At 62.6% G+C, this 26977-nt stretch carries 17 protein-coding genes and 1 tRNA gene; 10 read left to right on the top strand and 8 right to left on the bottom strand.

The window, feature by feature from the left end:
- Nucleotides 1-8: 8 nt before the first annotated feature.
- From secD to BLU15_RS08705, 4 genes are all read left to right on the top strand, one after another.
- Entirely contained in the window at nt 9-2549 is a 2541-nt protein-coding gene (gene secD / locus BLU15_RS08720) for a protein translocase subunit SecD (protein ID WP_090294997.1), read from the top strand.
- Between the two features lie 513 nt (nt 2550-3062).
- Nucleotides 3063-3275: a hypothetical protein gene (locus tag BLU15_RS08715; protein WP_034797039.1), complete on the top strand. Its 213-nt coding sequence runs from the start codon at nt 3063-3065 to the stop codon at nt 3273-3275.
- A gap of 233 nt (nt 3276-3508) precedes the next feature.
- Nucleotides 3509-3961 carry an RrF2 family transcriptional regulator gene (locus tag BLU15_RS08710; protein WP_034797035.1) on the top strand — a complete coding sequence of 151 codons (453 nt, stop codon included), beginning with the start codon at nt 3509-3511 and terminating at the stop codon, nt 3959-3961.
- Nucleotides 3962-4105: 144 nt separating this feature from the next.
- Nucleotides 4106-5116, top strand: a complete 1011-nt coding sequence (locus BLU15_RS08705) for a KpsF/GutQ family sugar-phosphate isomerase (RefSeq protein ID WP_090294995.1) — start codon at nt 4106-4108, stop codon at nt 5114-5116.
- Nucleotides 5117-5152: 36 nt separating this feature from the next.
- On the opposite strand, the gene BLU15_RS08700 is transcribed toward BLU15_RS08705, so the two are convergent.
- Complete coding sequence (locus BLU15_RS08700; protein ID WP_034797032.1) at nt 5153-5677, bottom strand: Lrp/AsnC family transcriptional regulator; 525 nt, start codon at nt 5675-5677, stop codon at nt 5153-5155.
- A gap of 48 nt (nt 5678-5725) precedes the next feature.
- Between BLU15_RS08700 and BLU15_RS08695 the strand changes: the two genes are divergently transcribed.
- Entirely contained in the window at nt 5726-6913 is a 1188-nt protein-coding gene (locus tag BLU15_RS08695) for an MFS transporter (protein ID WP_060607073.1), read from the top strand.
- Nucleotides 6914-6934: 21 nt separating this feature from the next.
- On the opposite strand, the gene BLU15_RS08690 is transcribed toward BLU15_RS08695, so the two are convergent.
- From BLU15_RS08690 to BLU15_RS08670, 5 genes are all read right to left on the bottom strand, one after another.
- Nucleotides 6935-8263 carry a capsule biosynthesis protein gene (locus BLU15_RS08690; RefSeq protein ID WP_090294994.1) on the bottom strand — a complete coding sequence of 443 codons (1329 nt, stop codon included), beginning with the start codon at nt 8261-8263 and terminating at the stop codon, nt 6935-6937.
- Nucleotides 8264-8276: 13 nt separating this feature from the next.
- Nucleotides 8277-9869 carry an LTA synthase family protein gene (locus tag BLU15_RS08685; RefSeq protein WP_090294992.1) on the bottom strand — a complete coding sequence of 531 codons (1593 nt, stop codon included), beginning with the start codon at nt 9867-9869 and terminating at the stop codon, nt 8277-8279.
- A 97-nt stretch (nt 9870-9966) separates the two neighbouring features.
- Complete coding sequence (locus BLU15_RS08680; RefSeq protein WP_090294991.1) at nt 9967-10806, bottom strand: SDR family oxidoreductase; 840 nt, start codon at nt 10804-10806, stop codon at nt 9967-9969.
- Between the two features lie 84 nt (nt 10807-10890).
- A complete protein-coding gene (locus BLU15_RS08675) occupies nt 10891-12306 on the bottom strand; it encodes an aminotransferase class I/II-fold pyridoxal phosphate-dependent enzyme (RefSeq protein ID WP_060522318.1) in 1416 nt (471 codons plus the stop codon).
- On the bottom strand, nt 12303-19814 hold the full coding sequence (locus BLU15_RS08670) for a type I polyketide synthase (protein WP_090294990.1): 7512 nt from the start codon (nt 19812-19814) through the stop codon (nt 12303-12305). The genes BLU15_RS08675 and BLU15_RS08670 overlap by 4 nt, the downstream gene beginning before the upstream one ends.
- A gap of 408 nt (nt 19815-20222) precedes the next feature.
- Here BLU15_RS08670 and BLU15_RS08665 point away from each other — a divergent pair, with 408 nt between their 5' ends.
- The 3 genes from BLU15_RS08665 (at nt 20223) to pncB (ending at nt 23539) form a co-directional block, all read left to right on the top strand.
- Nucleotides 20223-21410, top strand: a complete 1188-nt coding sequence (locus tag BLU15_RS08665; RefSeq protein WP_034797015.1) for a polysaccharide biosynthesis/export family protein — start codon at nt 20223-20225, stop codon at nt 21408-21410.
- 179 nt (nt 21411-21589) lie between these two features.
- Nucleotides 21590-22189, top strand: a complete 600-nt coding sequence (gene pncA, locus BLU15_RS08660) for a bifunctional nicotinamidase/pyrazinamidase (RefSeq protein WP_090295137.1) — start codon at nt 21590-21592, stop codon at nt 22187-22189.
- A gap of 45 nt (nt 22190-22234) precedes the next feature.
- Nucleotides 22235-23539: a nicotinate phosphoribosyltransferase gene (pncB, locus tag BLU15_RS08655; protein WP_034797014.1), complete on the top strand. Its 1305-nt coding sequence runs from the start codon at nt 22235-22237 to the stop codon at nt 23537-23539.
- Between the two features lie 310 nt (nt 23540-23849).
- On the opposite strand, the gene BLU15_RS08650 is transcribed toward pncB, so the two are convergent.
- Both BLU15_RS08650 and BLU15_RS08645 read right to left on the bottom strand, forming a co-directional pair.
- The gene (locus tag BLU15_RS08650) at nt 23850-24584 is read right to left on the bottom strand and encodes a DNA helicase (protein ID WP_090294988.1); all 735 of its coding nucleotides are present in this window, start codon (nt 24582-24584) and stop codon (nt 23850-23852) included.
- 325 nt (nt 24585-24909) lie between these two features.
- A tRNA-Thr gene (locus BLU15_RS08645) sits at nt 24910-24984 on the bottom strand.
- 151 nt (nt 24985-25135) lie between these two features.
- On the opposite strand from BLU15_RS08645, the gene BLU15_RS38905 reads away from it, so the two are divergent.
- Both BLU15_RS38905 and murA read left to right on the top strand, forming a co-directional pair.
- Complete coding sequence (locus tag BLU15_RS38905) at nt 25136-25387, top strand: hypothetical protein (protein ID WP_371589643.1); 252 nt, start codon at nt 25136-25138, stop codon at nt 25385-25387.
- Between the two features lie 261 nt (nt 25388-25648).
- Nucleotides 25649-26941 (top strand): UDP-N-acetylglucosamine 1-carboxyvinyltransferase, encoded by a 1293-nt coding sequence (gene murA, locus BLU15_RS08635; protein ID WP_060522281.1) that lies wholly within the window; start codon nt 25649-25651, stop codon nt 26939-26941.
- Nucleotides 26942-26977: the final 36 nt, after the last annotated feature.

Here is a 26977-nt window from a genome sequence, read left to right as displayed (position 1 = left end):
ACCACAACATGCGTACATCGAAATGGGCGATTCTCGTCTATGTCGTCGTGATCATCTTCGGATGTATCGCGGCGCTTCCGAACGTGCTGACGCCGGCACAACGTGAACAATTTGCAGGCTGGCTGCCGGTCAAGCCGGTAACCCTCGGCCTCGACCTCAAGGGCGGCTCGCACCTCGTGCTCGAAGTCGATGCTGCCGGCCTTCGCAAAGCTCGGCTCGAAACCCTGCTTGACGATACGCGCCGGGCGCTCCGCGCCGAGCGCATCTCGGCCTCCTCGGCCCGCATCGCCGGCGATACCGTTACCGTGAAGATCGAAGATCCGGCCGACCGCGAAAAGGTTCTGCCGAAGCTGAAAGAGCTGGCGGCCCCTGTCGGCACGCTTGGTTTCGGCGGCGCGGCTTCCGATATCGAGGTGACCGAGAACGGCGACAGCATCAACATCGCGATGACAGAGGCCGGCCTTGCCGACCGCACCACCAAGGCCGTCGAACAGAGCCTCGAGATCATCCGCCAGCGCGTCGACACCGTCGGCGTTGCCGAGCCGCTGATCCAGCGTGTCGGTTCCGACCGCATTCTCGTCCAGCTTCCGGGCCTCGAGGATCCGACGGCACTGCGCCAGCTCTTGGGCTCGACCGCGCAGATGAGCTTCCACATGGTGGACCAGACCGTGGATCCCAACCAGCCGGCGCCGCGCGGCGTCGACATTCTGCCGGGCGCCCACGACAACAACAAATATGCGGTCGAAAGCCGCGTCGCGATTTCGGGCGAGCGCCTGGCCGATGCCAAGGCCGGCTTCGACCAGCGCACCAACGAACCGATCGTGTCCTTCACCTTCGACACGCTCGGTGCCCGCCAGTTCGCGGAAATCACCCAGGCTGCCGTCGGCCGGCCCTTCGCGATCGTTCTTGACGGCAAGGTCCTGACGGCTCCTGTTATCCGCGAGCCGATCATCGGCGGCAACGGCCAGATCAGCGGCAACTTCACCGCACAGGAAGCGACCGTTCTGTCGGCGCTGCTGCGCTCCGGCGCGCTTCCGGCACCGCTCACCGTTATCGAGGAACGCTCCGTCGGCCCGAACCTCGGTTCCGACTCGATCCGCATGGGCATCTACACCGGTCTTGCCGGCTTCGCGCTCGTCGTCACCCTCATGGTCGTGCTCTACGGCGCCTGGGGCATGATCGCCAATGTCGGCCTGGTGCTGCACACGATCCTGACCATCGCGCTTCTCGCCATGCTCGGCTCGACGCTGACCTTGCCGGGTATAGCCGGTATCATTCTCGGCATCGGCATGGCGGTGGACGCCAACATCCTGATCAACGCGCGTATCCGTGAAGAAACGGAAGCGGGTGCCGGCGCGATGAAGGCGCTCGATATCGGCTTCAACAAGGCCTACGCGACCATCATCGATAGTAACGTCACGACGCTTTCGGGCACCGTGCTCTTGTTCGCCTTCGGCTCCGGCCCGGTCAAGGGATTTGCCGTCACCATGATGCTCGGCATCATCATCTCGATGTTCACCTCGATCACCGTCGTTCGCCTGATGATGCGTGAGGTCGTCGTCCGCCGGAAGATGAAGAAGCTCGAGATCCCGTCGCTGTTCGGCAAGGTTCCGAAGCTTCCGTCCTTCTCCTTCATGAAGGGCCGCTTCGTCGCCATCGGCATGTCCGCCTTCCTGTCGGTCAGCTCCGTCGTGCTGTTCTTCACGCCGGGCCTCAACTACGGCATCGACTTCGTCGGCGGTATCCAGGTCGAGACCACCTCGAAGAACACGCTCGACCTTCCGACGCTTCGCCACAATCTCGAAGCGCTCAACATCGGCGAAGTGGCGCTGCAGGAATTCGGCCAGGACAAATCGGTCCTGATCCGCGTCCAGCGCCAGCCGGGCGGCGAGCAGGAGCAGACCGTAGCGCTCAACCGCATCAAGGATGCCGTCGTCCAGACGATCCCGGACGCGAGCTTCGAGCGAACCGAAGTCGTCGGTCCGACCGTCAGCACCGAGCTTGCCCGTTCGGGCTTCCTCGCCGTTGGCCTCGCGATGGTGGCGATCCTGCTTTACATCTGGTTCCGCTTCGAATGGCACTTCGCCGTCGGCGCGATCGCGGTCCTCTTGCTCGACATCACCAAGACGATCGGCTTCTTTGCGCTGACAGGCATCGACTTCAACCTGACGGCCATCGCCGCGCTCCTGACGATGATCGGCTACTCGGTCAACGACAAGGTCGTGGTTTATGACCGCATGCGCGAGAACCTCAGGAAGTACAAGTCGATGCCGTTCTCGGATCTCATCGACATGAGCATCAACCAGGTGATCGCGCGATGCATCTTCACCTCGATGGCCACGGCCTTCTCGCTGGTGCCGATGGCGATCTGGGGCGGAGATGCCGTCAAGAGCTTCGCCTGGCCGATGATCTTCGGCGTGATCGTGGCAACGACCTCGTCGATCTATATCGGCGGCCCGATCCTGCTGTTCCTCAATCGCTGGTGGAAGGATCGCGAAGCATCCCGCGGTGGCACAACCACGCCGCAGGCGGGCACGCCTGCTGCCTGACATCCGGCACTGGAACACAAAACGTGAAGGGGCGGCCCGACGGGCCGCCCCTTTTTTGTCCGAATGTGCTGTCTTTATCCACCCGTGCCTTGCAGACTGATTCTTCGCTTCCTAAATAGCGTAGGTCTCCGGGTCCGGAACGGGTGGATGGATTTTGCGTACATCGCCCCTTGAATTTAAAGGGTGAAGAAATTTTTTCTGCGTCTTCATCTTTTTAATTGACGGAATTGGTAGATTATTCTAGTTTGCCACTACGTGAACGCGGGGAGTCCGCCTCACGGTTGTTCATCGAACGCTCCGGCATTGCTGATGCCGGGCCAGCCAAAGGAGTGTGACATGTCCGAAACCGTCTCGACCGCCGCCTTCTTCGGCACGCGTCTCCTTTGTCGCGCAACAGAGAAAAAATGGCTCATTCGCAATCTTTGCCGAATGTGACCTTCGAACCCCTCGAACTTTATCTTTTGCCGAAATTGAAAGTTTCCGCGCCGACAGCGTGGATGGAGCGTTATTTGTATGAGCAAGCAGGTTATCGAATTTGGCGGCGAAGCCGTCGGCGTTGTTGTCCCGGATGAAGATCGCTTCAAGTTCCTGGCGGTGAAGTATCACGTCTGGGACCTGGACGCGAAGCGCTTCGGCTCGGCCGATGAAGCGCGCGCCGCAATCCGGCAGCTGTTGGCCCACCAGGCCGTCCAGGCCAAGCGGCAGAACCACAGCGCCGCTGCCTGAAGCCGCACTTGAAGCGGATGAGAAAAGCCGGTTTCGGCTTTTCTCCCGCATCCACCGCGAAGACATCCGCAAATCTTGCCGCATCGGCCGCACGCAATTGCCCGCGACATCGGTCAATTCCCCACTATAATTATATGTTGGCAGTACGTTTCTTGTGCTATGCCAATATATATTTGCATTTGCGCGGATGATTCCCGTTTTCTGGGGTGCCGCCGCAGGGAAAGCGTGCCGGAATGCTGACGAAGAAGGGAAAGTACGGCCTGAAGGCCTTGGTCGATCTTGCTCGGCTGGAGCCGGGGGAAACTGCCTTCATTACCGAGATCGCGCAGCGCAACAATATTCCCAAGAAGTTCCTGGACACGATCCTGCTTGAGCTGCGCAACGCCGGCATGCTGCGCTCGAAAAAGGGGCCCGGCGGCGGCTACTCGCTCTCGCGGCCCGCTTCGGAAATCCGTATCGGTCACGTGATCCGCACGCTGGACGGGCCGCTTGCGCCGATCCGCTGTGCGAGCCGCACGGCCTACGAGGTCTGCGAAGATTGTAACGATCCCGAGACCTGTCAGGTGCGGGTATCGATGACGACGGTCCGTGATGCCGTTGCCGCCATTCTTGATTCGATGACGCTCGAAGAATTCGCGGCCGACAAGTCGATGCCGCTGGAAATGGAAGAAAAGCGCGCCGGCTGACGAAAACGCCGCGGTTCACGCCAGTTTTCCCCCGAACTCTGCTTCCAAGACTTGGTTTGCCAAGAAAAAGCGCTTATCTGCCGTCAATGGTCTGGCGGGCAAATTCGTGCCTGTTGCTTAAGTCTTCGCAGAATTGGGGTCATCATGGGTTTGAGACATGCATCGGCGGATGATCGCACTGCACTTGCGGCTTTGGAGTCGATCGGCCGGACGCTGACGACCGCGATGGCCGGCATCAGGGCGCTGGCGGACCAATTTGGCGCTGACGAAGTTTTTGCGCGCAGCGTCGTCGAAGCCGTCGAACTGATCGGCGAAAGCCAGGGGCGCGTCGTCGTCTCCGGCGTCGGCAAGAGCGGCCATATCGGCCGCAAGATTGCAGCCACGCTGGCATCGACCGGAACATCCGCCTACTTCGTGCACCCGACCGAAGCGAGCCATGGCGACCTCGGCATGGTCACCTCGCAGGACGTGCTGATCCTGCTCTCCTGGTCGGGCGAGACGGCCGAGCTTGCCAACATGCTCACCTATGCCAAGCGCTTCAACGTGCCGATCGTCTCGATCTGCGCCAACCGCGACAGCGTGCTTGCCCGCAACTCGGAAGTGCCGATCGTCTTGCCGAAGGTTCAGGAAGCCTGTCCGCACGGCCTCGCGCCGACGACCTCGGCCATGCTGCAACTCGCCATCGGCGACGCGCTCGCCATCGCGCTTTTGGAGCGGCGCGGCTTTTCGGCCGAGGATTTCAAGACTTTTCATCCGGGCGGCAAGCTCGGCGCGCAGTTGCGGCTTGTTCGCGAGCTGGCGCATGACGGCGCCCAGATGCCGCTTCTCAGCGTCGGACGCCCGATGAGCGAGGCGCTGATCGAGATGTCGTCCAAGGGTTTCGGTGTCGTCGGCATCATCGACGATGGCGGCAAGCTGGCCGGCGTGATCACCGACGGCGACCTGCGTCGTCACATGTCCGGCGACCTGCTGCTGCAACCGGTCGAGGCGGTGATGTCGCGCAATCCGCGCGTGATCCGCGGCGACGTGCTTGCAAGCGGCGCCATGGAATTCATGCAGCAGCATAAGGTGACCGTGCTCTTCGTCGTCGACGACGGCGGGGCGCCGGTCAGCATCCTGCATATTCACGACCTGCTGCGCGCCGGCGTCGTCTGAGACTGCCAAGGCGGCCCTCCGCCTGGCGAGAGCAGCCTACCCCTTCACCACGGCGGGCCAGTCGCTCGTCGTGCCCGGCTGCACCGGCCGTTCCAGATAGGTGGAAAGCACCACATAGCTGCGCGTCGCCTTGACGCCGGGCGTGTCGTAGAGCCGCGCCAGAAGCCCTTCGAGCGCATGCGTGCTTTCTGTGCGCACCTTGAGCAGCATGCAGGTGTCGCCGGCGACCGAGTGGATCTCTTCCACTTCAGGGCATTCCTCGATCGCAAGCAGCGCCTGCGTCTTGCCCCAGCCGGTCGTGTCGACATGGACGAAGGCAAGCAGCGTCTTTCCGACCGCGTCCGGATCGATGAGCGCCGACACGCGGCGGATCGCGCCCGAACGCCGGAGCCGCTTCACCCGTTCATGCGCCGCCGGCGGCGAAAGTCCGACGCGTTCGCCAAGCTCGGCATAGCTTGTGGTCGCGTCCTCGACGAGGACGCCTAATAGTTTTCGGTCCATCGCGTCGAGGTCGCGCTCCGGCGGACGCTTCCGCCGAACGTCATCTGTATTTTGGTCCATACCGAGAATTCCTCTTGTTGCTGAATTTCATTCTGCAAAAATGGAGGAATGACGAACATCAATCAACAAATTTCGCCAGATTCGATCGACAGGACCTCGATCGACAGGGCGCGCATCCCGCCCTTCGCCTATGTCCTGACCGTCTGCATCGGCGTCATCGGCTCCAACTCGCTGGCGCTTGGACCAATCGCGCCGGAGGTGGCGCGGAGCCTCGGCACGGATGTTCCATCGGTAATGGTCGCTTCGGCCGCCTTCGGACTAGGCACGGCCGTCAGCGCCATCTTCCTTGGCCGCTTCATCGACCGGTACGGCCCTCATCGCATTCTGGCTGCCGCGCTGTTGCTTCTGGCCGCCGGGCTCACCGGTAGCGCGCTTGCGCCCATGCTGGCGTTCCTGGTCGCCGCCCAACTCGTTGTCGGCGTCGCCACCGGCATTGCGCTTCCGTCGATCTACACGCTGGCCTCGGTCATCGCGCCGGCCGGACGGGAGAGCGAGACGATCGGCCTGGTGCTGACCGGCTGGACGCTCAGCATGGTGGCCGGCGTGCCACTATCGGCAGCGATTGCTGACTTCGGAGGATGGCGCGCCGTTTACTTCGTCGTTGCCGTAGCCACACTGGTTGCTTGCGCTGCCGTCAGGCTCGCGCCGGTGCGGGAAGGTCTGGCCGGCAAGACGACGTCGCCGCTCGCGGCGCTTGGCGTGCGTGGCGCCGGACCGCTGTTGATCGCCTGTGCCGCCTTCATGGCCGCCTTCTACGGCGTTTATGCCTATATCGGCGAACACCTGCACGCAGCGCTCGGGTTGCCCCTCAGCGCCAATGGCCTCGTGGCCGTTTCCTACGGCTTCGGCTTCGGTGCGGCGGCACTACTCGACCGGCTGATCGACCGCTTCGGCGCTGGCAGGTTGCTGCCTCTGATTTTTCTCGTCGTCGCCGGCGTCTATGCGGCGATGGCCGCCGTGAGTAGCTCCTACACGGCCATGCTGGTCGTCGTCTTTTTCTGGGGCCTTGCCAACCATTTTGGTCTCAACGTGCTGATCATGCGGCTGACGGGGCTCGATCCCACAAGGCGTGGCGCGATCATGGGGCTGAACAGCGGCGTCACTTATCTGTCGCTCTTTTTGGGAACGCTTGGTTTCGGCGTGGTTTATGGCGGGGCTGGTTTTTCCGCGCTGCCCTTGGCCGCGGCCGGCCTGATGCTGGTCGCCGCAATCGCCGCAGCGCTCGCGCCGCGCTAGGTCCCCGCGATGTGAAAACGGCTACCCTTGGCGGGAAGCGGAAGGCGCGCGTTTCGCAGGCCTTTGGCGCGGCGCGGGGTCAATAAAGGCGCCAGGTTCGTTGAGGCTGCTTTCGTTCAGCCGCCGGGCAATCGCTTCCGCGCCGGCATCGGTTCCGGCGCGGGAATAAAGGTTGCCGCGCACCTGGATCGACGCGGCAAGCAGGCGGAACATTGCGACACTAAGTTCAGGCTCCGGCGCCTGGGGCGCCTGCCAGAAACCGTCGAGTGGCTGCTGGTCGGTCAGACCGGCAATATCGAAGACGGCAGTGCCGAGCACCTTGACCGGCCGCCCCTGCTTCAGGGCGTGCAATCCGGCCGTCGAATTCACCGTGACCATGCCGGCGCTCGCCTCGCCAAGCGTATCGAGATTTCCGCCGTCCAGGTAGACGACGCGCCCGCTCAGGCCAAGCGCCGCTGCTCGCTGCTCGATGAAGCTGCGCCACGGGATCAGGTCGTTGTCGAGCGGATGCACCTTGAAGACCAGGCGTGCATTCGGCGCGGCAAAGGCGCCGAACGAGGTCAGGACGTCAGCGATTGCATCCTTCTGGCTGTGGAAGGGCGAATGCGCCCTGAGCTGAAAGTCGGTTTCGAGCTGAAGCGGATAGACGAAGTAGGGGGCATCGTCCGAAAGGAGCTTCGTAACGGTCGCCACCGCTTCCGCGCTGCGCCGTTTTTCGGATAGCAGCCGGCGCACCCAGCCGGCGTATTCGGCGAGCGGATGGAAAATCCCGTGACGGCGGTAGTGCGGAAACAGGAACCAGAAAAAGACGTTCGGCAGATTGTAGAGCAGATCGTAGCTTGCATCGGCGAGGAACGTCTGGCTGTAGCGCTTGCGCCAGTCCGGCTCCGGCAGGTTTGACGCTGCCGAAAGGATCTGACCGGCGTCGTTCGGAAAATGGGAGTTCGACGACATGCCGTTGCGCTCGAGCGTCAGCCAGTCCGGCCGCAGATAGCCCATTTCGACAATCGCGACACTGACGCCGGCGTGCCGGGCGACGGCGGTGGCCGCCCTGTGGTAGGGCCGCTCTTCGCCGAGAAACAGCATATCCGTGACGCCGTGGGCCGCGATGAATGCCTCGAGATAGCCGGGCCAGGCGGCCGCCGTGCCGCGATAGTTGAAGCCGCCCTTGCGGCGCCAGAAGATCTGGTCGCCGACGTTCAGATTGATCCTCAGGCAGCGGTGGCCGAGGGCTTCGAGCCGGTCGGCGATCTTGCGGAAGATCGGCGAGGAGGGGCCCTGCAGGAACAGGAAGACCCGCTGTCTCGGCCGTGCGGCCCCACCGGCCGATGTCGTCGAAGAGTTCTCCATCCGCAGACCACCGCTAGCGCAGCGTATCCTTTCTCAGGTTCGCGTGGTTGAGAAGCGCCTCGATCAGGTTCCAGGCCTCGACGCTGCTCGGTTCGGCCGGCTTATGGGACGACCGCTTCGCCTTGGCGAGCGGCACGATCAGATAGTCGGTGCGCGGATCCGGGAAGGGGTCGGCGAAGGATTTGAGCAGCGGTGCGTGATCGCCGTAGAAGACGAGCCAGACCGGACGGTCGAGCTTGTCGAGGTGTTCGCTCAATGTGTTGAGCGCCGCATCGGACTGCTCGAGGATGGCCAGATAGATGTCGACGGGATTGGTGAGGTCGCCGACGCGGCCCGGCTCCCATGGACCGTGATTGGCCATGGATGCGACGAAGATGAAGCCGCTTTCGTCTTCGGGCAGCTTCTCGCTTGCGTCGATCACCTTCGCCGCGAGCTTCTCGTCGGAGACGTAGGGTCCGTCTCGCTCTGGGCGATGGTCGAAACCGTCGAGCATCGTCAGCTTGGAGAAGCCGAGCTGCGGCATCGCCTTGTGCCTGAGGAAGAAGGTCCGGTCATAAGGATGGATGAAGTGGGTATTCCAGCCGGCACGCTTCAACTTTCCGGGCCAGACGACGTCGGCATAGTGCGATGCGCGCAGATAGGGATAGCTGGCGTCGACATGAATATCGTCGGGCACCAGGCCGCTGATCACGGCGAATTCGGTGCGCAGCGTATAGCCGCCTTCGAACACGCTGCTGAGCCGGCCCCACTGAACCGCCTCGCGCCGCAGCCGGTCGAGCGTCGGCAGTTTCAGCGTATCGACGCCGAAGTGCCGCATGTCGATGAAGGATTCCGATTGCCAGACGACGATCAGCGGCGAGCCGTCGTCACCGATCAGATCCTGCACGGCGGTCCGGACGATCTTGGAGAGATCCGCGACGATCTTTTCGCGACGCACACCGAGCCAGATGATGAAACGGAAGACGACCGAGCCGAAGGTACCGAAGCGCACCGTGTTCATCTTGACGTCGAGGACCTTGAGCAGCCGCTGTACCAGCGCGGCCGTCGGGCGGTTCACCGGGCCGTAGAAGAGCAGGAGCCAGGGACCATAGGCGATGCCGAGCATCACGAGGATCCAGAAGGCATTGCCCCGGTCCGGCAGAATCGCCGGCTCGAAATACATGTAAAGGCCGGAAACGCCAAAGACGTAGAGGAAGGCGACGGTCCAGAAGACGACGTTCAGTGAGCTCGCATAGAAGATCGTCTTGTACTTGAACACGTCGACGACCAGCGCGATGTCGGAAAAGATCAGCGGTTCACGGATGAACTTGAACTTGGCGCGGGAAATGCCGGTGAAGATGATGAAGAAGCTCATCGTGCCCGCCGCCGCATAGAGCGGACGCCAGGATCCGGCGAAGAAACCGGCAAAGACCAGAGCGATGACAGGCAGGCGGGCAAGCACGTCGATCACGTCCTGCGTGCGTCCGAAAGGCGAAGGATTGGCGCGCCGCTCCCGCTTCGGCAGAGCGAAACGGTCGGTGAAGAAGATCACCGCGCAGGACAGCAGATAACAACTAAGCGTCAGTGTTATCGGATAGTCGTGCAGCTGAAAGGGAAGCAACGCCAAGCGGAAACCTTCATGTCTTCATGCCGGCCGATGCCGCTTTATGCGGCACAGCGTCCGCCCGACACTTAGATCTTATCGATGCTAGGTACAAGCACCGTCAGGTCCGGTGCTCGGACACTCCACGATTATGCGTCGCCGTGTTGCCGCACCGCACAATCGCCCGGTCGAACCACCAGTTGAGCAGGGGACGAACGGCGGGAGCGAAGCGTCCAAGTAGAAACAATGTCGTGCCGAAATAGACTTCGAACCGGCCGCGGTCTGTTCCCTTGACGATCCGCTTGGCCACCGCTTCGGCCGGCCAGGGCCGGACCGTGCCCATGATCCTGGCGGCTTCCGGCGGGCGAGCCGCCAGCTCGCGCTGAAACTGCGGCGTTTCCGTATCCGGCGGAAAACAGACGGAAACACTGACGCCGTGCGGACGGGCTTCTGAACGCAGCGCCTGGGCGAAGCCGTGCACGGCGAACTTGGAGGCGCAATAGGCCGAATAACCATAGATGCCGAGTAGCCCTGCGCCGGACGAGATCATCATGATCCGGCCCCGACGGCGCCGCTTCATGCTGTCATAGACCGCCCGGACCGCATGCACCGTGCCGGAGAAGTTGGTGTCCATCTGCTGCCGGAACGAAGCGCTGTCGAGCTCCTCGAACCGGCCGGGTTCGACAATGCCGGCCGATGCTACCAGGATATCGCAGGGGCCGAAGGCCTGTTCGCACCGACGGATGGCCGCTTCGACATCGTTTTCCACCGCGACGTCGGCGGCCTCGATCCGGATGCTGTCGGCGTTCGCCCCACTGGATGCGATAAGTTTTGCCTGCGCGCCTTCCAGGAGGCCACGGGAGCGGGCAATCAGCGAGAGGCGCGCCCCGCGCGCCGCGTAGATCGATGCGACCGCAAATCCGATACCGCTCGAGCCACCGGTAATGATCACATGCGCCATGCTGGTATTCCGCTCCAGAGTTCGGGAGAGTGCGAAGCGGCTCTGCTTCCGCGACCACCTGACCCGACAGCAAATGCGATCGGGTCAGCGCGCCGAGAGCGCTTTCATCATCTGGTCGATGTCGATGCCGCCAAGGCCGAAGTTGCGTTCGGTAAGGTCGGCCAGACGCTCGGCCGTGAGTGTTACCGTGCGCCGGATCTGCTCTTCCGTGTGGTCGCTGGTGATGAAGAAGCGCAGCCGAGCCAGGCCTTCCGGGACCGCCGGGTGGATGATCGGCAGCGCATTGACCCCTTCGGCAAGCAGGTCGTTCGACAGCTGCACCGCACGCAGGGAATCACCAACCAGAACCGGAACCACGGAAAATCCGCTGCTGAGGCCGGTGTCGAGCCCCGCTTCCTTGGCAAGCTTGAGGAAGAGCGCGCCGTTGCGGCGCAGCGCCGCCGTGCGCGTCGGCTCCCGTTCCAGCACCTCCAGGCTTGTGGTTGCCGCGGCCGCCAGCACCGGCGCAAGGCCGACGCTGTAGACGAAGCCGCCGGCCGATGCCTTCAGCACCTCGACCAGCGCTTCGCTGCCGGCGATGTAGCCGCCGCAGCTCGACGTGGTCTTGGAGAGCGTGCCCATCCAGATGTCGATCTCGCGGGGATCGACGCCGAAATGCTCTGCAAGCCCGCGGCCGGTCTTGCCGAGAACGCCGAGCGAATGCGCTTCGTCGACCATCAGCCAGAAGCCGTATTCGGCCCGGAGCTTCAGAAGCGCCGGCAGGTCGGCGACATCGCCGTCCATCGAGTAGATGCCCTCGACGATGACCATGATGCGGCGATAGTCGCCGGCGACGGTGCGTAGCACGTGTTCGAGGTCGGCGACGTCATTGTGCTTGAACAGGCGTCGAGTCGCGCCCGAGAGCTTGACGCCGGCAAGGGCGCTGTTGTGGATGAACTCGTCGTGGACGACGAGGTCCTTCGGTCCCATCAGGCAGCTGATGGCGGCGACATTGGTGAGATAGCCGCTGACGAAGCAGACGGCGGCATCGACGCCATAGAAGCCGGCGATCTTCTCTTCCAGCGCCACATGCACCGGGCGCTCGCCGGCGACGAGGCGGCTCGCCGAGGCGGAAATGCCGAAGGTGCCGATGGTATCGCGTGCCCGCGCAAGCACCTCCGCATGGCGATTGAGGCCAAGGTAGTCATAGGAGGCGAAGTTGATCAGCTTCCGGCCGTCGATGACGGTGGTCGCGCCCGCCGCCGTCTGGTGCGCACGATAGAATGGATTGGCGATGCCGAGCTGCTCGCTTGCGAACTTCTGGGTCATCACCTGCTTGTATTCCGGCAGGTCTTCGAAACGGGCCTGCTGCCGGCGCGCCGGCGGCGGCATCTCCCGCTCCGAGCGCGCCATGCGGTTGCGCTCGGAGGATTGATGCGTGTTTCTCATCCGGTCCAGCAGGTTCTCTTTGAGGCTGCTGGTCATCTTGGATGCGCCTGGACCGTTTCCGTTCGTGCTCATTGGCCTTGTGCTTTTTCCTTCGCCGTTCCGACGTGCCGCTGCGCAAGTTCGCTGACAATCTTGTCGTCGGCGGGCTCGGCATCGTCGCTCTGGTCGCGCTTGCTCACCTTCTCATAGAGCTTGCGGGCGACATCGCCAACCGTCGTGTTGTCGGCGACGCCGCTGAGCGGCATGTCGAAGCCGGTGTTCTGCTGGAAGCTCATGCCGAGTTCGACGGCCATGAGGCTGTCGAGCCCGATTTCCTTCAGAACCTTGCTGCGCGTGACCGTATCCTTCGATACGCGCAGGATTGCGGCGATTTCGCCGGCGACGAGGTCGAAGAGAATGTCTTCGGCTTCCTGTGGCGACTTGCCCTCGATCATCGCGACGAGGTCCATCTTGGTGCCTTCGCCGCCCGTCGCATGCTGGTCGGCGCTGCGCAGGATGACTTCGAAGAGCGCGTTCTTGGCGACAGGCAGATTGCGTGCCGCCGACCAGTCGATCTCCGAGATCATCACGGTTGCCGCATCGACGGTGCCTGGATCGAAGGCCAGGTGGCTCTCGACCATGTCGAGTGCCGTCTGCGCCTTCAGCGCGGTCTTGCCGATGCGCTTGGCGAGGATGTCGTTCACATCCGTGTTCTGGACCAGATAGCCCCTGTCGGCGATGGCGCCGAACCCGACGGCGAGACCCGCAAGGCCGCGTGCGCGACGGGCGCGGGCGAGACCTTCGAGATAGCCGTTGGCCGCGACGTAATTCGCCTGTCCGGGGTTGCCGACGAGTGTCGTCGCCGACGAGAACAGGATGAAGTTGTCGATCTTGTCGTTGCTGGTCAGTTGATCGAGAACCGCGGCACCCTTGGCCTTGGTGTCGATGACCGGCCGGTTTCGCTCGCGGTTGAGGTTGCTGATCAGCGCGTCGTCGAGCACCATTGCGGCATGGACGATCGAGCGCAGCGGTGCCACTGCGCGCAACGTCTTGAGCAGGCGCTCCGTCGCTGCCGGATCGGTGACGTCGCAGGCATGAACCGTGGCGGATACGCCAGCCTTCGTCCAAGCTTCGATCATTGCCGTCGTTTCGGCGTCCGCCAGGCCGCGGCGTGAGCAGAGCGCGACCTTCGTCGCACCCTTTTCGACGAGCCAGTTGGCGGCAGCCAGGCCGAAACCGCCGATGCCGCCGACGACGAGATGCATGCCGTTCGGATCGACCTTCATGCCGCCATGCGGACGCTTGGCAACGCGGTGCGTGCCGGCGACCGGAGGAAGCACGACGATCTTGCCGATATGCCCGGCATTCTGCATCAGTCGGAAGGCGTTGCCGATCTCGTCGAAGTCGAAGGCGCGATAGGGAAGCGGCGTCAGCTTGCCGTCTTCGAACAGTGCTCCGATCTCGGTGAAGATCCGCTTGGTCAGCTTCGGCTGATTGACCAGCAACTGGTCGGCGTCGATGCCGAAATAGCTGACATTGCGGCGGAACGGCCGAAGGCCGATCTTGCTGTCGGCGTAATAGTCGCGCTTGCCAAGTTCAAGGAAGCGGCCAAAGGGCTTCACCAGCGCCAGGCTCTGCTCCATGGCCTCGGCGAACAGCGAGTTGAGCACGAGATCGACGCCTTCACCGCCCGTCACGGCGCGAACGTCGTTGACGAAATCGAGCGAACGGGAATCGAAGACGTGATCGGCACCCAGCATCGACAGGAAGCGACGCTTCTCGCGCGATCCTGCCGTGGCGATGACCTTGGCGCCCTTCAGCTTTGCGACCTGCAGCGCGGCAAGGCCGACGCCGCCGGCGGCGCCATGGATGAGGATCGTTTCGTCAGGCTGGATCCGGCCAAGCTCGACCATCGCATAATAGGCAGTCAGGAACGCGACCGGAACCGTCGCCGCGGCGACGGGGCTGACCGATTGCGGCAACCTGGCGACGCCGGCGCGCGAAACGACCGCGTGGGTCGAGAAGGCGGAGGATGCAATCGCCATGACGGCATCGCCCACGGCGAGGTCATCGACGCCGTCGCCGACCGCGACCACGTGGCCGGAAAGCTCCATGCCGATCGTCGCGCCTGCGAAGCCGTCTTCGAGCGCCTCTTCCGGCAGAAGGCCCATCGCCCACATTACGTCGCGGAAGTTGAGGCCGGTGGCTGCGACCGCGACGACGACTTCACCCGGGCCTGCCGAGGGGATGTCGCTTTCTTCCCAGACGATGCTGCCGACCTGAGAGCTGACGCGCTGGCGGATGGTTGCAGCCTTGAAGTCAGCCGTTGCCGCGTGCGCATTGTCGACTGGGCCAGGCACGGCGCGGATCTCCGAAAGCGCAGCGCCAGCCTCGCCTTCGAGCAGCCATTCGCGGTTTACTCCCATCGCGCCAAGCAGCGGCAATGCCGCAGCCATCTCAGCATCCGTCGTCGGTGAACCGTCGATGTCGAGCGAGTGGACGTCGAGGAACTCGTATTCGTTCTGAAGCACGCGTGCGAAAGCCCAGAGGCCGGCATTGACGCCGTCGCTTGCGACCGCCGCGCCGACCGTCCGGCTGGCGATCGGTGCGCCGCCCGGCGCGACAAGCACGAGACGGGGCCGTTTGTCGTCCGCTGGCTCCGTACCGCCGATATGCTGGCGCAATGCTTCGGCAAACGTGCCGAGCGCGAGGATCTGTGTTTGTAGAGAGGCGGAATCGTCGGTGCGCGACGCGGCCGCCGGCAAGGCAAGGAAGACTGCCCGAAGCGGTTGGCCCCCCAGCGTCTCGAGGGCTGGCAGGAGCGCGGCCTTGTCCGCAGCCGCGTCGCCGGTCAGGCTGACGCGAATGGCTGAACCAGAGGGCTCGCGCTGTTCGTGCCCCGCGATCTCCAGCAGCAGGTGGGGGACGGATGCCGGCACCGCCGCGTCTGCGGCAGCAGTTGCTGCGCCACGTGCTTCGAGCAGGATGACGTTGCCGCTTGCACATTCGCGGTCGGCAATGTCGGTGTCCCGCAGGTCGAGATCGTCGAGGCATTTCTGCCAGTGCGGCGCCGCCGCGAGGTTGCCGATCGGAAACTCCGCCGTCTGGCTGCGCGCGAACCAGCCCTCGGACAGGCCAAGCGCGAAGTCGTTGAACAGCGATGGCGCGCTGACCGCGGCAATCAGCCCACCCGTAGGGCGCAGTGCCGTGCGCAACGCTGTGCGAACCGCCACATCGTCCTCGATCAGGCCGTAGAACCCGTCGGACGCGCTGACAGCAAGATCGAAGGCCGCAAGCGTCGCGAGTTCGCCCTTCTTGAGGATGTGTACATGGGCGTCGTTTTCGAAGGCTAGCTCAAGGCCGCGCTGGGCGTTATCGCGAGCTTCGAACACGGTGAGGCTTGCACCATGCTTTTCGGCAAGAGTGGCCAGACGCTTAGTGAAACCAGCGGATACGCTGCCGAGTTCGACGATGCGCAGGCGCGCTCCGGCGGACTGTGCCGATAGGGCCGTTTCGAGAGCCTCCAGCACGAAGGCCATGCGCTGGCGGCTTGCCTCCGAATGAACCGCCTGATGGTCGATCGTGGCGTCGCTGATGAAGCTCGATCCCGAGGCCGCTTCGTCGCCCGCATGCAAGGCGTCGATGCGGGCAAGGGCTTCCGCATAGGCGTTATTGATCAGCACGGCCTCGACGGCGCGGTCAGGCCGTTCGCCGTAAAGCTCGCTCAGAATTTCAGGCACGCTCGGCAGGTTGAATTCCTGCGCGACGGTCCACACACCATCCTTGTGCTCACAGAGCCCGGCATCTTCGAGCACGTAGAGGCAGCTCGTCAGAAAACACTGGAAGGCGAAATCGCCAGGCAGATTGCCGCCCTGGATCGTGGAACGCCCCTTACCGAGCTTGAGGGCGATCTCCTGGCAGGCGCGGTAGATCGCGGCATTGAAGAGCAGCGTCGCATTGTCGACACCAGCCTCGCCGGGGGCCGGCATTGCGATCGATACCGGCACAAGGCTGTTGCGCAGAAGGCCTGGCAGGGCGACTTCCGATTGTACTGCCTCGTAGTGGAAGGACAGCGCATCGAGCGTCTTGTGCTTGCGCAGATAGGTGCGGCGGAAACGGCAATCCTCGAAATGCGCGATCGGCTCGCCCGACTGGCCGAAGAAGTGGAACTTCGCCTTGATCGAATTGGTGCTGACGCGTTCAATTTCGATCATCGCGCGCGCGATCGGCAGGCCGCCATTGACGACACGAACCGAACCGAAGCGGACGGGAATATAGGGTGCGCCACTCTTGTCGCCGGTGAATCGGTCGAAGAGCGCGACCAGCCCGTGGAAGGTCGCATCGACCGAGATCGGGTTCAGGGCATAGCTGACCAGCGGGTGTCCGGTGGCTTCGGCCGTCTTCAGCTCGACATCGACCAGGCGGTCGCCATAGGCAACCGCTTTTGCGAGCAGCTGGAAGCGAGGACCGTAGTCGAGGCCGAATTGCCGCGCCGTCTCATAGGCGCGACCCGGTGCCACCGTTGCCGTCTTGGCGAGGCCTGCGAGCGACGGATAGGCGCGGTCCCCGGCCGGCAGCGGCTTGCGGCAGCGGGCAACCGCGTGCACGGCCCAGTCGTCTTCCGACAGCCGTTCACGCGAGCGGATTTCGAGGTCGCCGGTCTCTGGCGAAAGGACGGTCGACAGCTCCATGATTTTTGTGTCGCTGAGTTCCAGCGGCCGGACGATTTCGAGATTGGTGATCTCGACTTCTTCGCTGCCATAGAACTGCTGTGCCGCAGCAACGGCGATCTCGATGAAGCCGCTGCCCGGCAGGATCGCCTTGCCGTCCACCACGTGTTCGGCAAGATCCGGGAAGAGATGGGCGTCGATATGGTTTTTCCAGCTGCCGCTGTTCGGATCGCTGCGCCAGCCGGTCAGGCGGTATGGTCTGGCAATCCGGCCGAACAGGTCGGTGGCATCAGTTGTTGCCGCTGGGCGCAGTTCGACGGGCTCGAAGGGCAGGCTTGGCAGGGCGATCGATGCATTGCGCTTGCCGAATACCCGGGTCGTATCCACGACGGCGCCGTGCGCAACGGCGCGTGCCATCGCGGCCGAGATCGGATCCTGGCCGCTTTCGGCGACGTCTCTGAGCAGCGTGGGCACCACCATGCCGGGGGCTGCTGCCTGCTTGATCGTCTCCTTGACGTAGGACGACAGGATCGGGCGCGGCGAAATCTCGATGAACAGGCGGCAGCCCATTTCGATCGCGGCTTCCGCAGCCGCCTGGAAGCGGACCGGCTCGCGAACGTTCTTCCACCAGTATTCCGGATCGAGCTGCGTGCCCTCGAGCGCGGCACCCGTGACCGTCGAAAGATAGGCGAGTTCGGTGCGGCGCGGTGCGATATCGGGGATGTCCGAGAGGAAGGCATCCTTCGCCCGATCGATGATCGGATGATGGAACGGATAGTTGATGTCGAGGATCTGGACCGGGATCTTCGCCTTGCGGGCGGCATCGCGGAAGGCCGAGATCTGGTCGGCCGGGCCCGAGATCGTCACGGAATTATGGGCGTTGACCGCAGCAACGCAGAGTTCGTCAAGACCGCGAGCCTCGGCAAAGGCGCGAGCAGCCTCTTCACCGAGCATGACGGCCGCCATCGTGCCGTGGCCGGCAAGCAGGTCCTGATGCAGCGAACGTTTCGCAACGATCGAAACGGCATCGACGAGCGACAGCGCGCCGGCGGCATAGGCCGCGGCGATTTCGCCGACGGAGTGACCGAAGACGGCGACCGGCTTGATGCCCATGGCAACCAGCGAATCCGACAGGGCGGCCTGCACCGCAAACAGCAGCGGCTGGGCGATCTTCGTGTCGGCAAGCTTCTTGTCGAGATCAGGATCGGTCAGGAGATCGGTGAGCGCGATATCCGAATGGAACTTGAACAGCGCGCTGACCGAGGTGAAACACTGGCGGAAATGCAGGTTTTCGCGGAAGGCTTCCACACCCATGCCGGCCCATTGCGAGCCGTTGCCGGAGAACACGAACGCGACCTTGGCGTCGCGAACGACGGCCTCGCCGACCTCACCGATATCCGAGCCGGGCTTTTCCAGGTGGCTGGCGATCGCACGGACGATATCTTCGGGCTGGTCGCTGCGAGCGGCAAACCGATGGCGCATATGGGTGCGGTTGGCACCCGATGCGGCGATCATCGCACGGGCTTCACTCTTGGAAGCATGCGCGAAAGCGGTCTTGTAATCCTTGAGAAGGGCTTCCAGGCTCGACTGCGTATGAGCGCTTGCGAGGAACACATGTCCCGAAGACGACGGGTTTGCGGCCTTTTCATCGGCGGCCGGTTCCGGGTCGCTGATAACGACGTGCGCATTGGCGCCGCCGAAGCCGAACGAGTTGATGCCGGCAAGGCGCGCGCGCTTACCGCGCAGAAGCTCGATCGGGTTTGCCGTGACGCGGACGTTCAGACCATCGAAGTCGATATGCTCGTTTGGCGTGTCGAAATGCAGCGAAGCCGGCAGGTAGTTGTTCTCAAGCGCCATCATGGCCTTCAGCATGCCGAAGAGGCCGGAGGCGGGTTCCGTATGGCCGATGTTCGACTTGATCGAGCCGATCGGCACAGGCGCCCGGCGCTTGGCGCCGATGACCGTTCCGATCGACCAGACTTCCGCCGGGTCGCCGACCTTGGTGCCGGTACCGTGGCCTTCGACGAAGGCCACCTGATTGGCGTCGATGCCGTTTCCTTCGTAGATCGCTCTCAGCAGGTTGGCCTGGGCTTCGCGCGACGGCAGCGAAATGCCGTTGGTGCGGCCGGCTGAATTCACGCCGGTCGCGACGATGCGCGCATAGCTGCGGTCTTTCTCGCGGCGCGCCCGATCGGAACGGCGCAGCACGAAGACCACGCCGCCTTCGGCGCGCACGTAGCCGGCGCCGTCGTTGTCATAGGCGCGGCAGAGGCCTTCCGGCGACAGCATGCGTGCCTGGGCGAAGCCGACGAAGGGCAGGGGGTGGGCAAGGATGTTGACGCCGCCGACGATCGCCGTGTCGATCTCCCCGGCGTTGAGCGCCCGCATCGCCTGGTCGAGGGCGACCAGCGAGGAGGAACAGGCGGTGTCGACCGTCATGCTCGGGCCGCTGAGGCCGAAGATGTGCGAGATGCGGTTGGAGACGATCGACAGGGTGTTGCCGGTCATGAAGTACGGGCCAGCCGCGGCCGGATCCTCGACCGTCAGGTTGGCGTGGTCGAGGCTCGATGCGCCGATATAGACACCGACGTTTTCGCCGTGCAGCGACGTCGCCGAGATGTTGGCGTCTTCAAGCGCCCGCCAGGCGAGCTGGAGCAGCACGCGCTGCTGCGGGTCCATATACATGGCCTCGCGCTGCGACATGCCGAAGACGGCCGGATCGAAATCATAGAGTTGATCCAGCACGCCGGCCGCGAAGGAATAGGTCTTCCCCTGCGTGCCCATGACGGGATGCCAGAATCGCGCCACGTCCCAGCGATCCGATGGAATGCTGGTGACGGTGCACTTGCCCTGACGTAGAAGTTTGAACAACGCCGAGGGCGATTCTGCTCCAGGGGCGAGGCATGCACGCCCAATAATCTCAACAGCCATGTATGATCGAACGCTCTAAAATGCCGTTAAAGTTGCACCTGCGATTGCGCGGCGGAAGTTGAAATGCAATCGCCAATCGTCATGCTTGCGGGCTATCCCCAGCTATATTCGTTCCGCCTCATTAGTCAGCTTTTAACTTAAAGTCCCTAGCTTTCAACCCCAAAGACTGAAGATATACACGCTGTCAACGCCAGTCCAAGTCGGATTGGGCGACAAACCACGCTCAAGGTATCGAAGGTATGACCAGAAAGACGCGGGCTCAAATAAATTGCCCGTCTTGGTCTTGAGGTGACTTGTTGTGGGACGGTGATTGTGCTTTTCAGAGACCGGCGAAATTCCCTGCCGGGGGATGATGCGGCGCGGAACCATGAGCAAAATCATGGCTGTGCCGAATGTGGAGTGTCGTAGTTGAAACGAGTCAGTGCCCTTCTGCTTTGTTCCGCCCTCGTCGGATGCCAGGCTGTGCCTGGTGAGGGGCCGTTGGCCGGAGCGATCGTCAAGGACGCCGGCCAGTCAGGCGCCGAGATCGGCCGCCAGAATGCAACGGTTTTCGACATCGTCGATGTGGACGGACGCTCCGCGCGTCTCGTTTCCGATTATGTCTCCTCGACGCTTAATCGCCGTTTCGGCATTGGCGGCGGTGTTGGCCGCGTCGTCATCGGCGTTGGCGACCAGCTTAAGGTCTCGATCTTCGAAGCCGGCAGCGACGGCTTGTTCTCGACGCAGGACTCCAAGCAGACGAGCATCGATCTCGTCGTTCAGCCGGATGGCAAGGCTGCCATCCCCTATGTCGGCCCCGTCAAGTTTGCCGGCCTGACACTGGAGCAGGCGCGCCAGGAAATTCTGGAAGCGCTGAAGCAGAAGGCGGTTGAGCCCGACGTCATCGTCACGAGCATGAGCACCGCATCGCGTAACGTTACGGTTTCGGGTGCCGTCGGCAAATCGTCGGTGGTGCCGCTGAGTCTCGTCGACGAAACAATCAATGAGGTCATCGCCAAGGCCGGTGGCCCGGTCGCGCAGCCCTATGAAACCTTCGTCACATTGGTGCGCGGCAAGAAGACCGGAACGGTTCTCCTGAAGTCGATCATCGAGAACCCGTCGGAAAATATCCACGTCAAGCCGGGCGACCAGATCTTCGTGACGCGCGATCCGCGCCGCTTCACGATCCTCGGTGCGGTCAAGGCCAACCAGCGCGTCGAATTCGGCGCCAACGATCTCAATCTGCTCGAGGCGATGGGCCTTGCGGGCGGTGGCTCGGACTACACGCTCGACATGAAGGGCTATTTCATCTTCCGTTACGAAGAGCCTGATGTGGTCATGAGCCTGCTCGGTCAGCAGCGTTTCAACGAAATGCTGCGTAAGGGCATGAAGACCGACAGCGTGGGGCGCTACCCGATCGTCTACCGCTTTGACATGAGCAAGCCTGACAGCCTGATTGTCGGCCAGACCTTCCCGGTCAAGAACCGCGACGTCATCTATGCCTCGCGTCACCCGTCGGTCGATTTCTCGAAGTTCCTGAACTTCGTCGCCCAGCCGGTCGGCATCGCCAATTCCGGCTTCTCGATCGCAGATAACATCAACAATCTCGGAAACTGATCGTTTTCGATCGCATTTGTTCGAGGGCGTCCGCCATGGCCGACGCCCTTTTTGCTTATCTGCCCTTCCGATCTCGGAAGCCTGCGGAACTGGCTTGTCGTCGCTCAAATTCTGTGATTGATCTTGGACTTAAATCGATTTTGGTGATCGATAAGCAGTTGATCGTCCAGAGGTGAATGATGGCGGATAAAGCGTTGATCGTCGTGGATGTGCAGAACGATTTCTGCCCGGGCGGAGCGCTTGGTGTTGCGGGCGGCGACGAGATCGTGCCGATGATTAACGGGCTGATCGGCCGCTTCGAGCATGTGGTTCTGACCCAGGATTGGCATCCCTCCGGCCACTCCAGCTTTGCCTCCAGCCATCCCGGCAAAAATCCCTTCGAAATGATCGCCATGCCCTATGGCGCGCAGACGCTCTGGCCGGATCATTGCGTGCAGGGCAGCGCCGGTGCCGATTTCCATCCGGCGCTCGAATGGATCCGCGCCGAACTTTTGATCCGCAAGGGTTTCCGCGCGCAAATCGACAGCTATTCCGCCTTCTTTGAAAACGACCGCCGGACGCCGACCGGCCTTTCCGGCTATCTCAGGGACCGCGGTATCAAAAAGGTGACGCTCTGCGGGCTCGCGACCGATTTCTGCGTCGCCTTCTCCGCGCTCGACGCGGTGGCGCAGGGATTCTCGACCACGGTCGTTCTCGATGCCTGTCGGGGCATCGACCTCAACGGCTCGCTTCATGCCATGGTGACGCGTATGCGTGATGCCGGCGTCGAGCTGAACTAGCCGAGATGATCTAGCCTCGCCCAAGAGGAAGGAGCAATTTCACCGATGACGAAGACCGATATCGCCAGGCGCGTCTACAATCATGCCTGGAAACTCGACCCGATCGTACGCAGCCTGCTGGACACGGATTTTTACAAGCTCCTGATGCTGCAGATGATCTGGCAGCTCTATCCGGATGTCGATGCGACCTTCTCGCTGATCAACCGCACGAAGACGGTGCGGCTCGCCGACGAGATCGATGAGCAGGAACTGCGCGAGCAACTCGATCACGCGCGCGAACTGCGTTTCTCCAAGAAGGAAATGATCTGGCTTGCGGGTAATACCTTCTATGGCCGCAAGCAGATCTTCTCGCCGGAGTTTCTCGCCTGGCTCGCCAAGTTCCGCCTGCCGGATTATGAGCTGAAACGCAGCGACGGCCAGTTCGAGCTGACCTTCCGCGGCCGCTGGGCGGAGACCACCATGTGGGAGATCCCGGCGCTGGCGATCATCAACGAGCTGCGCTCGCGCTCGGCGATGAAGGGCCTCGGTCCCTTTACCCTCGATGTGCTCTATGCCCGCGCCAAGGCCAAGATGTGGTCCAAAGTCGAGCGGCTGCGGCAGTACCCTAACCTCAGGATCTCCGATTTCGGCACGCGCCGCCGCCACAGCTTCCTTTGGCAGCGCTGGTGCGTCGAGGCGTTGAAGGAAGGGATTGGCAGTTCGTTCTCCGGGACCAGCAATGTCTTGCTCGCCATGGACAACGATCTGGAGGCGCTTGGTACCAACGCACACGAATTGCCGATGGTGGCCGCGGCCCTTGCCCGCAACGACAAGGAACTGGCCGCCGCCCCCTACAAGGTGCTGCAGGACTGGAACCAACTCTATGGCGGCAATCTCCTGATCGTGCTGCCCGATGCCTTCGGCACAGCGGCGTTCCTGCGCGACGCGCCGAAATGGGTGGCGGACTGGACGGGCTTTCGGCCGGACAGCGCGCCGCCGATCGAAGGTGGCGAAAAAATCGTCGCCTGGTGGAAGAAGATGGGACGGGATCCCCGGGAAAAGCTGTTGATCTTCTCCGATGGTCTCGACGTCGACACGATCATCGAGACGTACCGCCACTTCGAGGGGCGCGTGCGCATGAGCTTCGGCTGGGGCACCAACCTCACCAATGATTTTGCCGGTTGCGCGCCGACGGAAATCAGCGGCCTCAGTCCGATCTCGATCGTCTGCAAGGTCAGCGAGGCCGATGGCCGGCCGGCGGTAAAACTCTCCGACAATCCGCGCAAGGCGACCGGTGACCCGGCCGAGGTCGAGCGCTACCTCAAGTTCTTCGGCTCGCAGGATTTCGTGGAGCAGGCGGTCAAGGTCTAACCGCCAAGTAACGCCAAGTACGAAACGAGCGCATCAAAAAAAGAAACCGGCAGGAGCCGGTTTCAAAAGGGGATCAAAGATGTTGCGATTGTCCATCATCGCAATATCAAATCTGGCAGTGGAATCTTAAGGTTGCGTTAATATGCCAACCTGCCGTTGCATTTTGCTTCTCTAGAATACGAACATGTAGAGAAGGATGATGACGATGAGCGGCACGCCCATAAGCCAGAGAACGATACCTTTCATTGAGAAGCCTCCGCGTTGCTGCCTTTGAAACGTTAACGCAGCATCGGGAAATACGTTCCGCGTGTCAGCGAGGGAGGCTCTCGTTTCGGTTTATCGCCAGCAGCCTCGCTTCGCCCTTGTTCAAGAAGTAGGCCTTGTCGAAAAGCCGGAGATCGACGGGGTTCGGCATCCGGATATCGTCCAGGTCCGGAAGTGGTTTCACGGCGGCTTCGAAGGATCGATCGATCTGCGAGATGAAGATGATGATCAGCCCGCGTTGCCGCGCGAATGCCCTCAATTTGCGCACCTGATCGCCAAGTGCGGGATTGTCACGTCGCTGATCGAGAAGCTGGAGGTAATCGACGACCACCAGCGTGCCGGGATCGGCCTTGGACAGCTTGCCGACGATATGGTCGGCGCTGATCGTGTCGGAGCAATCGATCTCGAACAGCGGGGCAAACCGGCCATGGTCGGCCCTGATGGCCGCAAAACGCTCGATGACGTCCGTCACGGTATATTCCAGTGTGAAGAAGTAGGCGCGATGGCCGGCCCTCATCGCCTCTACGGCAAGCTCGAGGCTCTTCAGCGTCTTGCCCTGGCCGGGGCGTGCGGCGAGGACCACGAGATCTCCGGGAGCGAGCCGGGCAAGCATACTCGCCGCGGTGCCGGCAGTCGCTTGTCGTGCCGCAAGCAGGCTCCAAGTGGAGTAGCCCTCCTGAACGGCAATGCGATCAAGCGCTTCATGGAGCGGGATGGCTTCTTCACGGCACAGGCGTTTCGCCCTGCGTTTCAAATGGTAGATCGGTGCAGTCAGTTTCATCGGCAACCTCCTGGTACGAGCGATCGTCGCAGTCCCTCCTTGTGCGCATTGCCCCAACAGTCGGTTCGATGATGAGAGTGCCCGGTATGAAATCTACTTTCCCAATCGGAGGGGGGAGGCGTGGGCGCGCCCGAATCGCAGCATAACGCAGATGGCAGCAGGCGAAAATTGCATCCGATGAGAAATTCTGCGGCCTGGGGCGCGTCTTTCGCGGGCGCCGTAGATCCTGCTCGTTTGGGGCGATAGGACAGGCGAAAACATTCGCAGACCGCAAAAGCACGCGGTGCTACGAGCGAGTATCAATTTGATTTCTTTAAGAGAAAACTGGTGCTGCTAGAGAGATTTGAACTCTCGGCCTCTCCCTTACCAAGGGAGTGCTCTACCCCTGAGCTATAGCAGCATCTGGCGGCCGGTTCGTGTGTCAGCCGCATCAAGCGAGGGGGCTATTGCCATAGCTCAGCGGCGAGTGCAAGCCGCAATTCGAAGTTTTTCGCGAAGAGCTGTGAGAAAAGTCACCGGTGCTTCCGAAGACCCTGGTTTTGCGCTATGGCATGGGCATGCAAACAGACGACGAAGAAGGCGGCAAAGCCGTGCCTCCGCCTGACGAACGGCAGGCGGATGGCAAGGTGCGCCAGAAAAAGATAAAGGATACAACCGAGGCGGACCTGAAAAAGGCGCGTCTTGCCAGGACCTTGCGCGACAACCTCATGCGCCGCAAGCAGCAGATGCGGGCGCGCCGATCTGGCGCTGCCGATGACGTCAGCGGTCTTCCTGCCGCAAAAACGGACGAATCCCAAGATTAGTACGGGCAGGAAGCGGCATCGCCGCTTCGTTCTCAATTTGCCGGTGGCATCTCCATCGGCGTTCGATTGCACAGGTCCGTTAAATCGGGACCGATCGCGGGGGAAAACTGTGCAGCGACCTAAATGTTACAGCGCCAGGCGTCCGAAGGGATGCGCGGCGTTCAAGGCACTTCTAATTTCGCGGCGTCTCCACTAAAGAGGCGCCTTCAGACAACATCGGATTATTTTGGAAAGGCGGGCCAAGCCCGTTCGAGAGGCCTCATGGATCGCATCAGGATTGTAGGCGGCAACAAGCTCAACGGCGTCATCCCGATTTCGGGCGCCAAGAATGCGGCCCTGCCGCTGATGATTGCGTCGCTTCTGACCGACGACACGCTGACGCTCGAAAACGTGCCGCATCTGGCCGACGTCGAGCAGCTGATCCGTATCCTCGGCAACCATGGCGCGGATATCTCCGTCAACGGTCGCCGCGAGCGCCAGGGCGAGAGCTACGCCCGCACCATCCATTTCACCTGCCGCAACATCGTCGACACGACCGCCCCTTACGAGTTGGTCTCGAAGATGCGCGCGAGCTTCTGGGTTATCGGCCCGTTGCTTGCCCGTGAAGGCAAGGCGCGGGTATCGCTGCCGGGCGGTTGCGCCATCGGCACGCGTCCGGTCGATCTCTTCATCGAAGGCCTGCAGGCGCTTTCCGCCAACATCGAGATCGACAGCGGTTACGTCAACGCGACGGCGCCGGCTGGCGGCCTGATCGGCGCGCGCTACACCTTCCCGAAGGTGTCGGTCGGCGCCACCCATGTGCTGATGATGGCAGCGACGCTTGCCAACGGCACCACGGTGCTCGGCAACGCCGCGCGCGAGCCTGAAGTCGTCGACCTCGCCAACTGCCTGAACGCCATGGGCGCCAAGATTACCGGCCAGGGAACCTCGACGATCACCATCGAGGGCGTTCGCTCGCTCTCCGGCGCCCGTCACCGCGTTCTTCCCGATCGCATCGAGACCGGCACCTACGCCATGGCCGTTGCCATGACCGGTGGCGACGTCATCCTCGAAGACACCGACATGGCGCTGCTCGACACGGCGCTGGAAGCGATCCGCCGCGCTGGCGCCGAGATCACCGAGACCAACAGCGGCATCCGCGTCGTGCGCAACGGCGCCGGCATTAAGCCGGTCGATATCGTCACTGATCCCTTCCCGGGCTTCCCGACCGACCTGCAGGCGCAGTTCATGGGTCTGATGACCATGGCGAAGGGCACCTCGCACATCACCGAGACGATCTTCGAGAACCGCTTCATGCACGTGCAGGAACTCGCCCGTCTCGGCGCCAAGATCTCGCTTTCCGGCCAGACGGCGAAAATCGAGGGCGTCAGCCGCCTGAAGGGCGCGCCTGTCATGGCGACCGACCTTCGCGCCTCCGTCTCGCTCGTCATCGCCGGCCTAGCCGCCGAAGGCGAGACCATGGTCTCGCGCGTCTATCATCTCGACCGCGGCTTCGAGCGGCTCGAAGAGAAGCTTACCCGGTGCGGCGCGCACGTCGAGCGCGTCAGCGACTGATTTGAACGGTTGCGCCTGATACCGTTGCGGTTTCAG

Source organism: Ensifer sp. YR511, from assembly GCF_900103045.1.
GTDB lineage: Bacteria > Pseudomonadota > Alphaproteobacteria > Rhizobiales > Rhizobiaceae > Ensifer > Ensifer adhaerens.
Note: the sequence above shows the minus strand (reverse complement) of the source record. Positions and strands in the feature narration are given on the sequence as shown.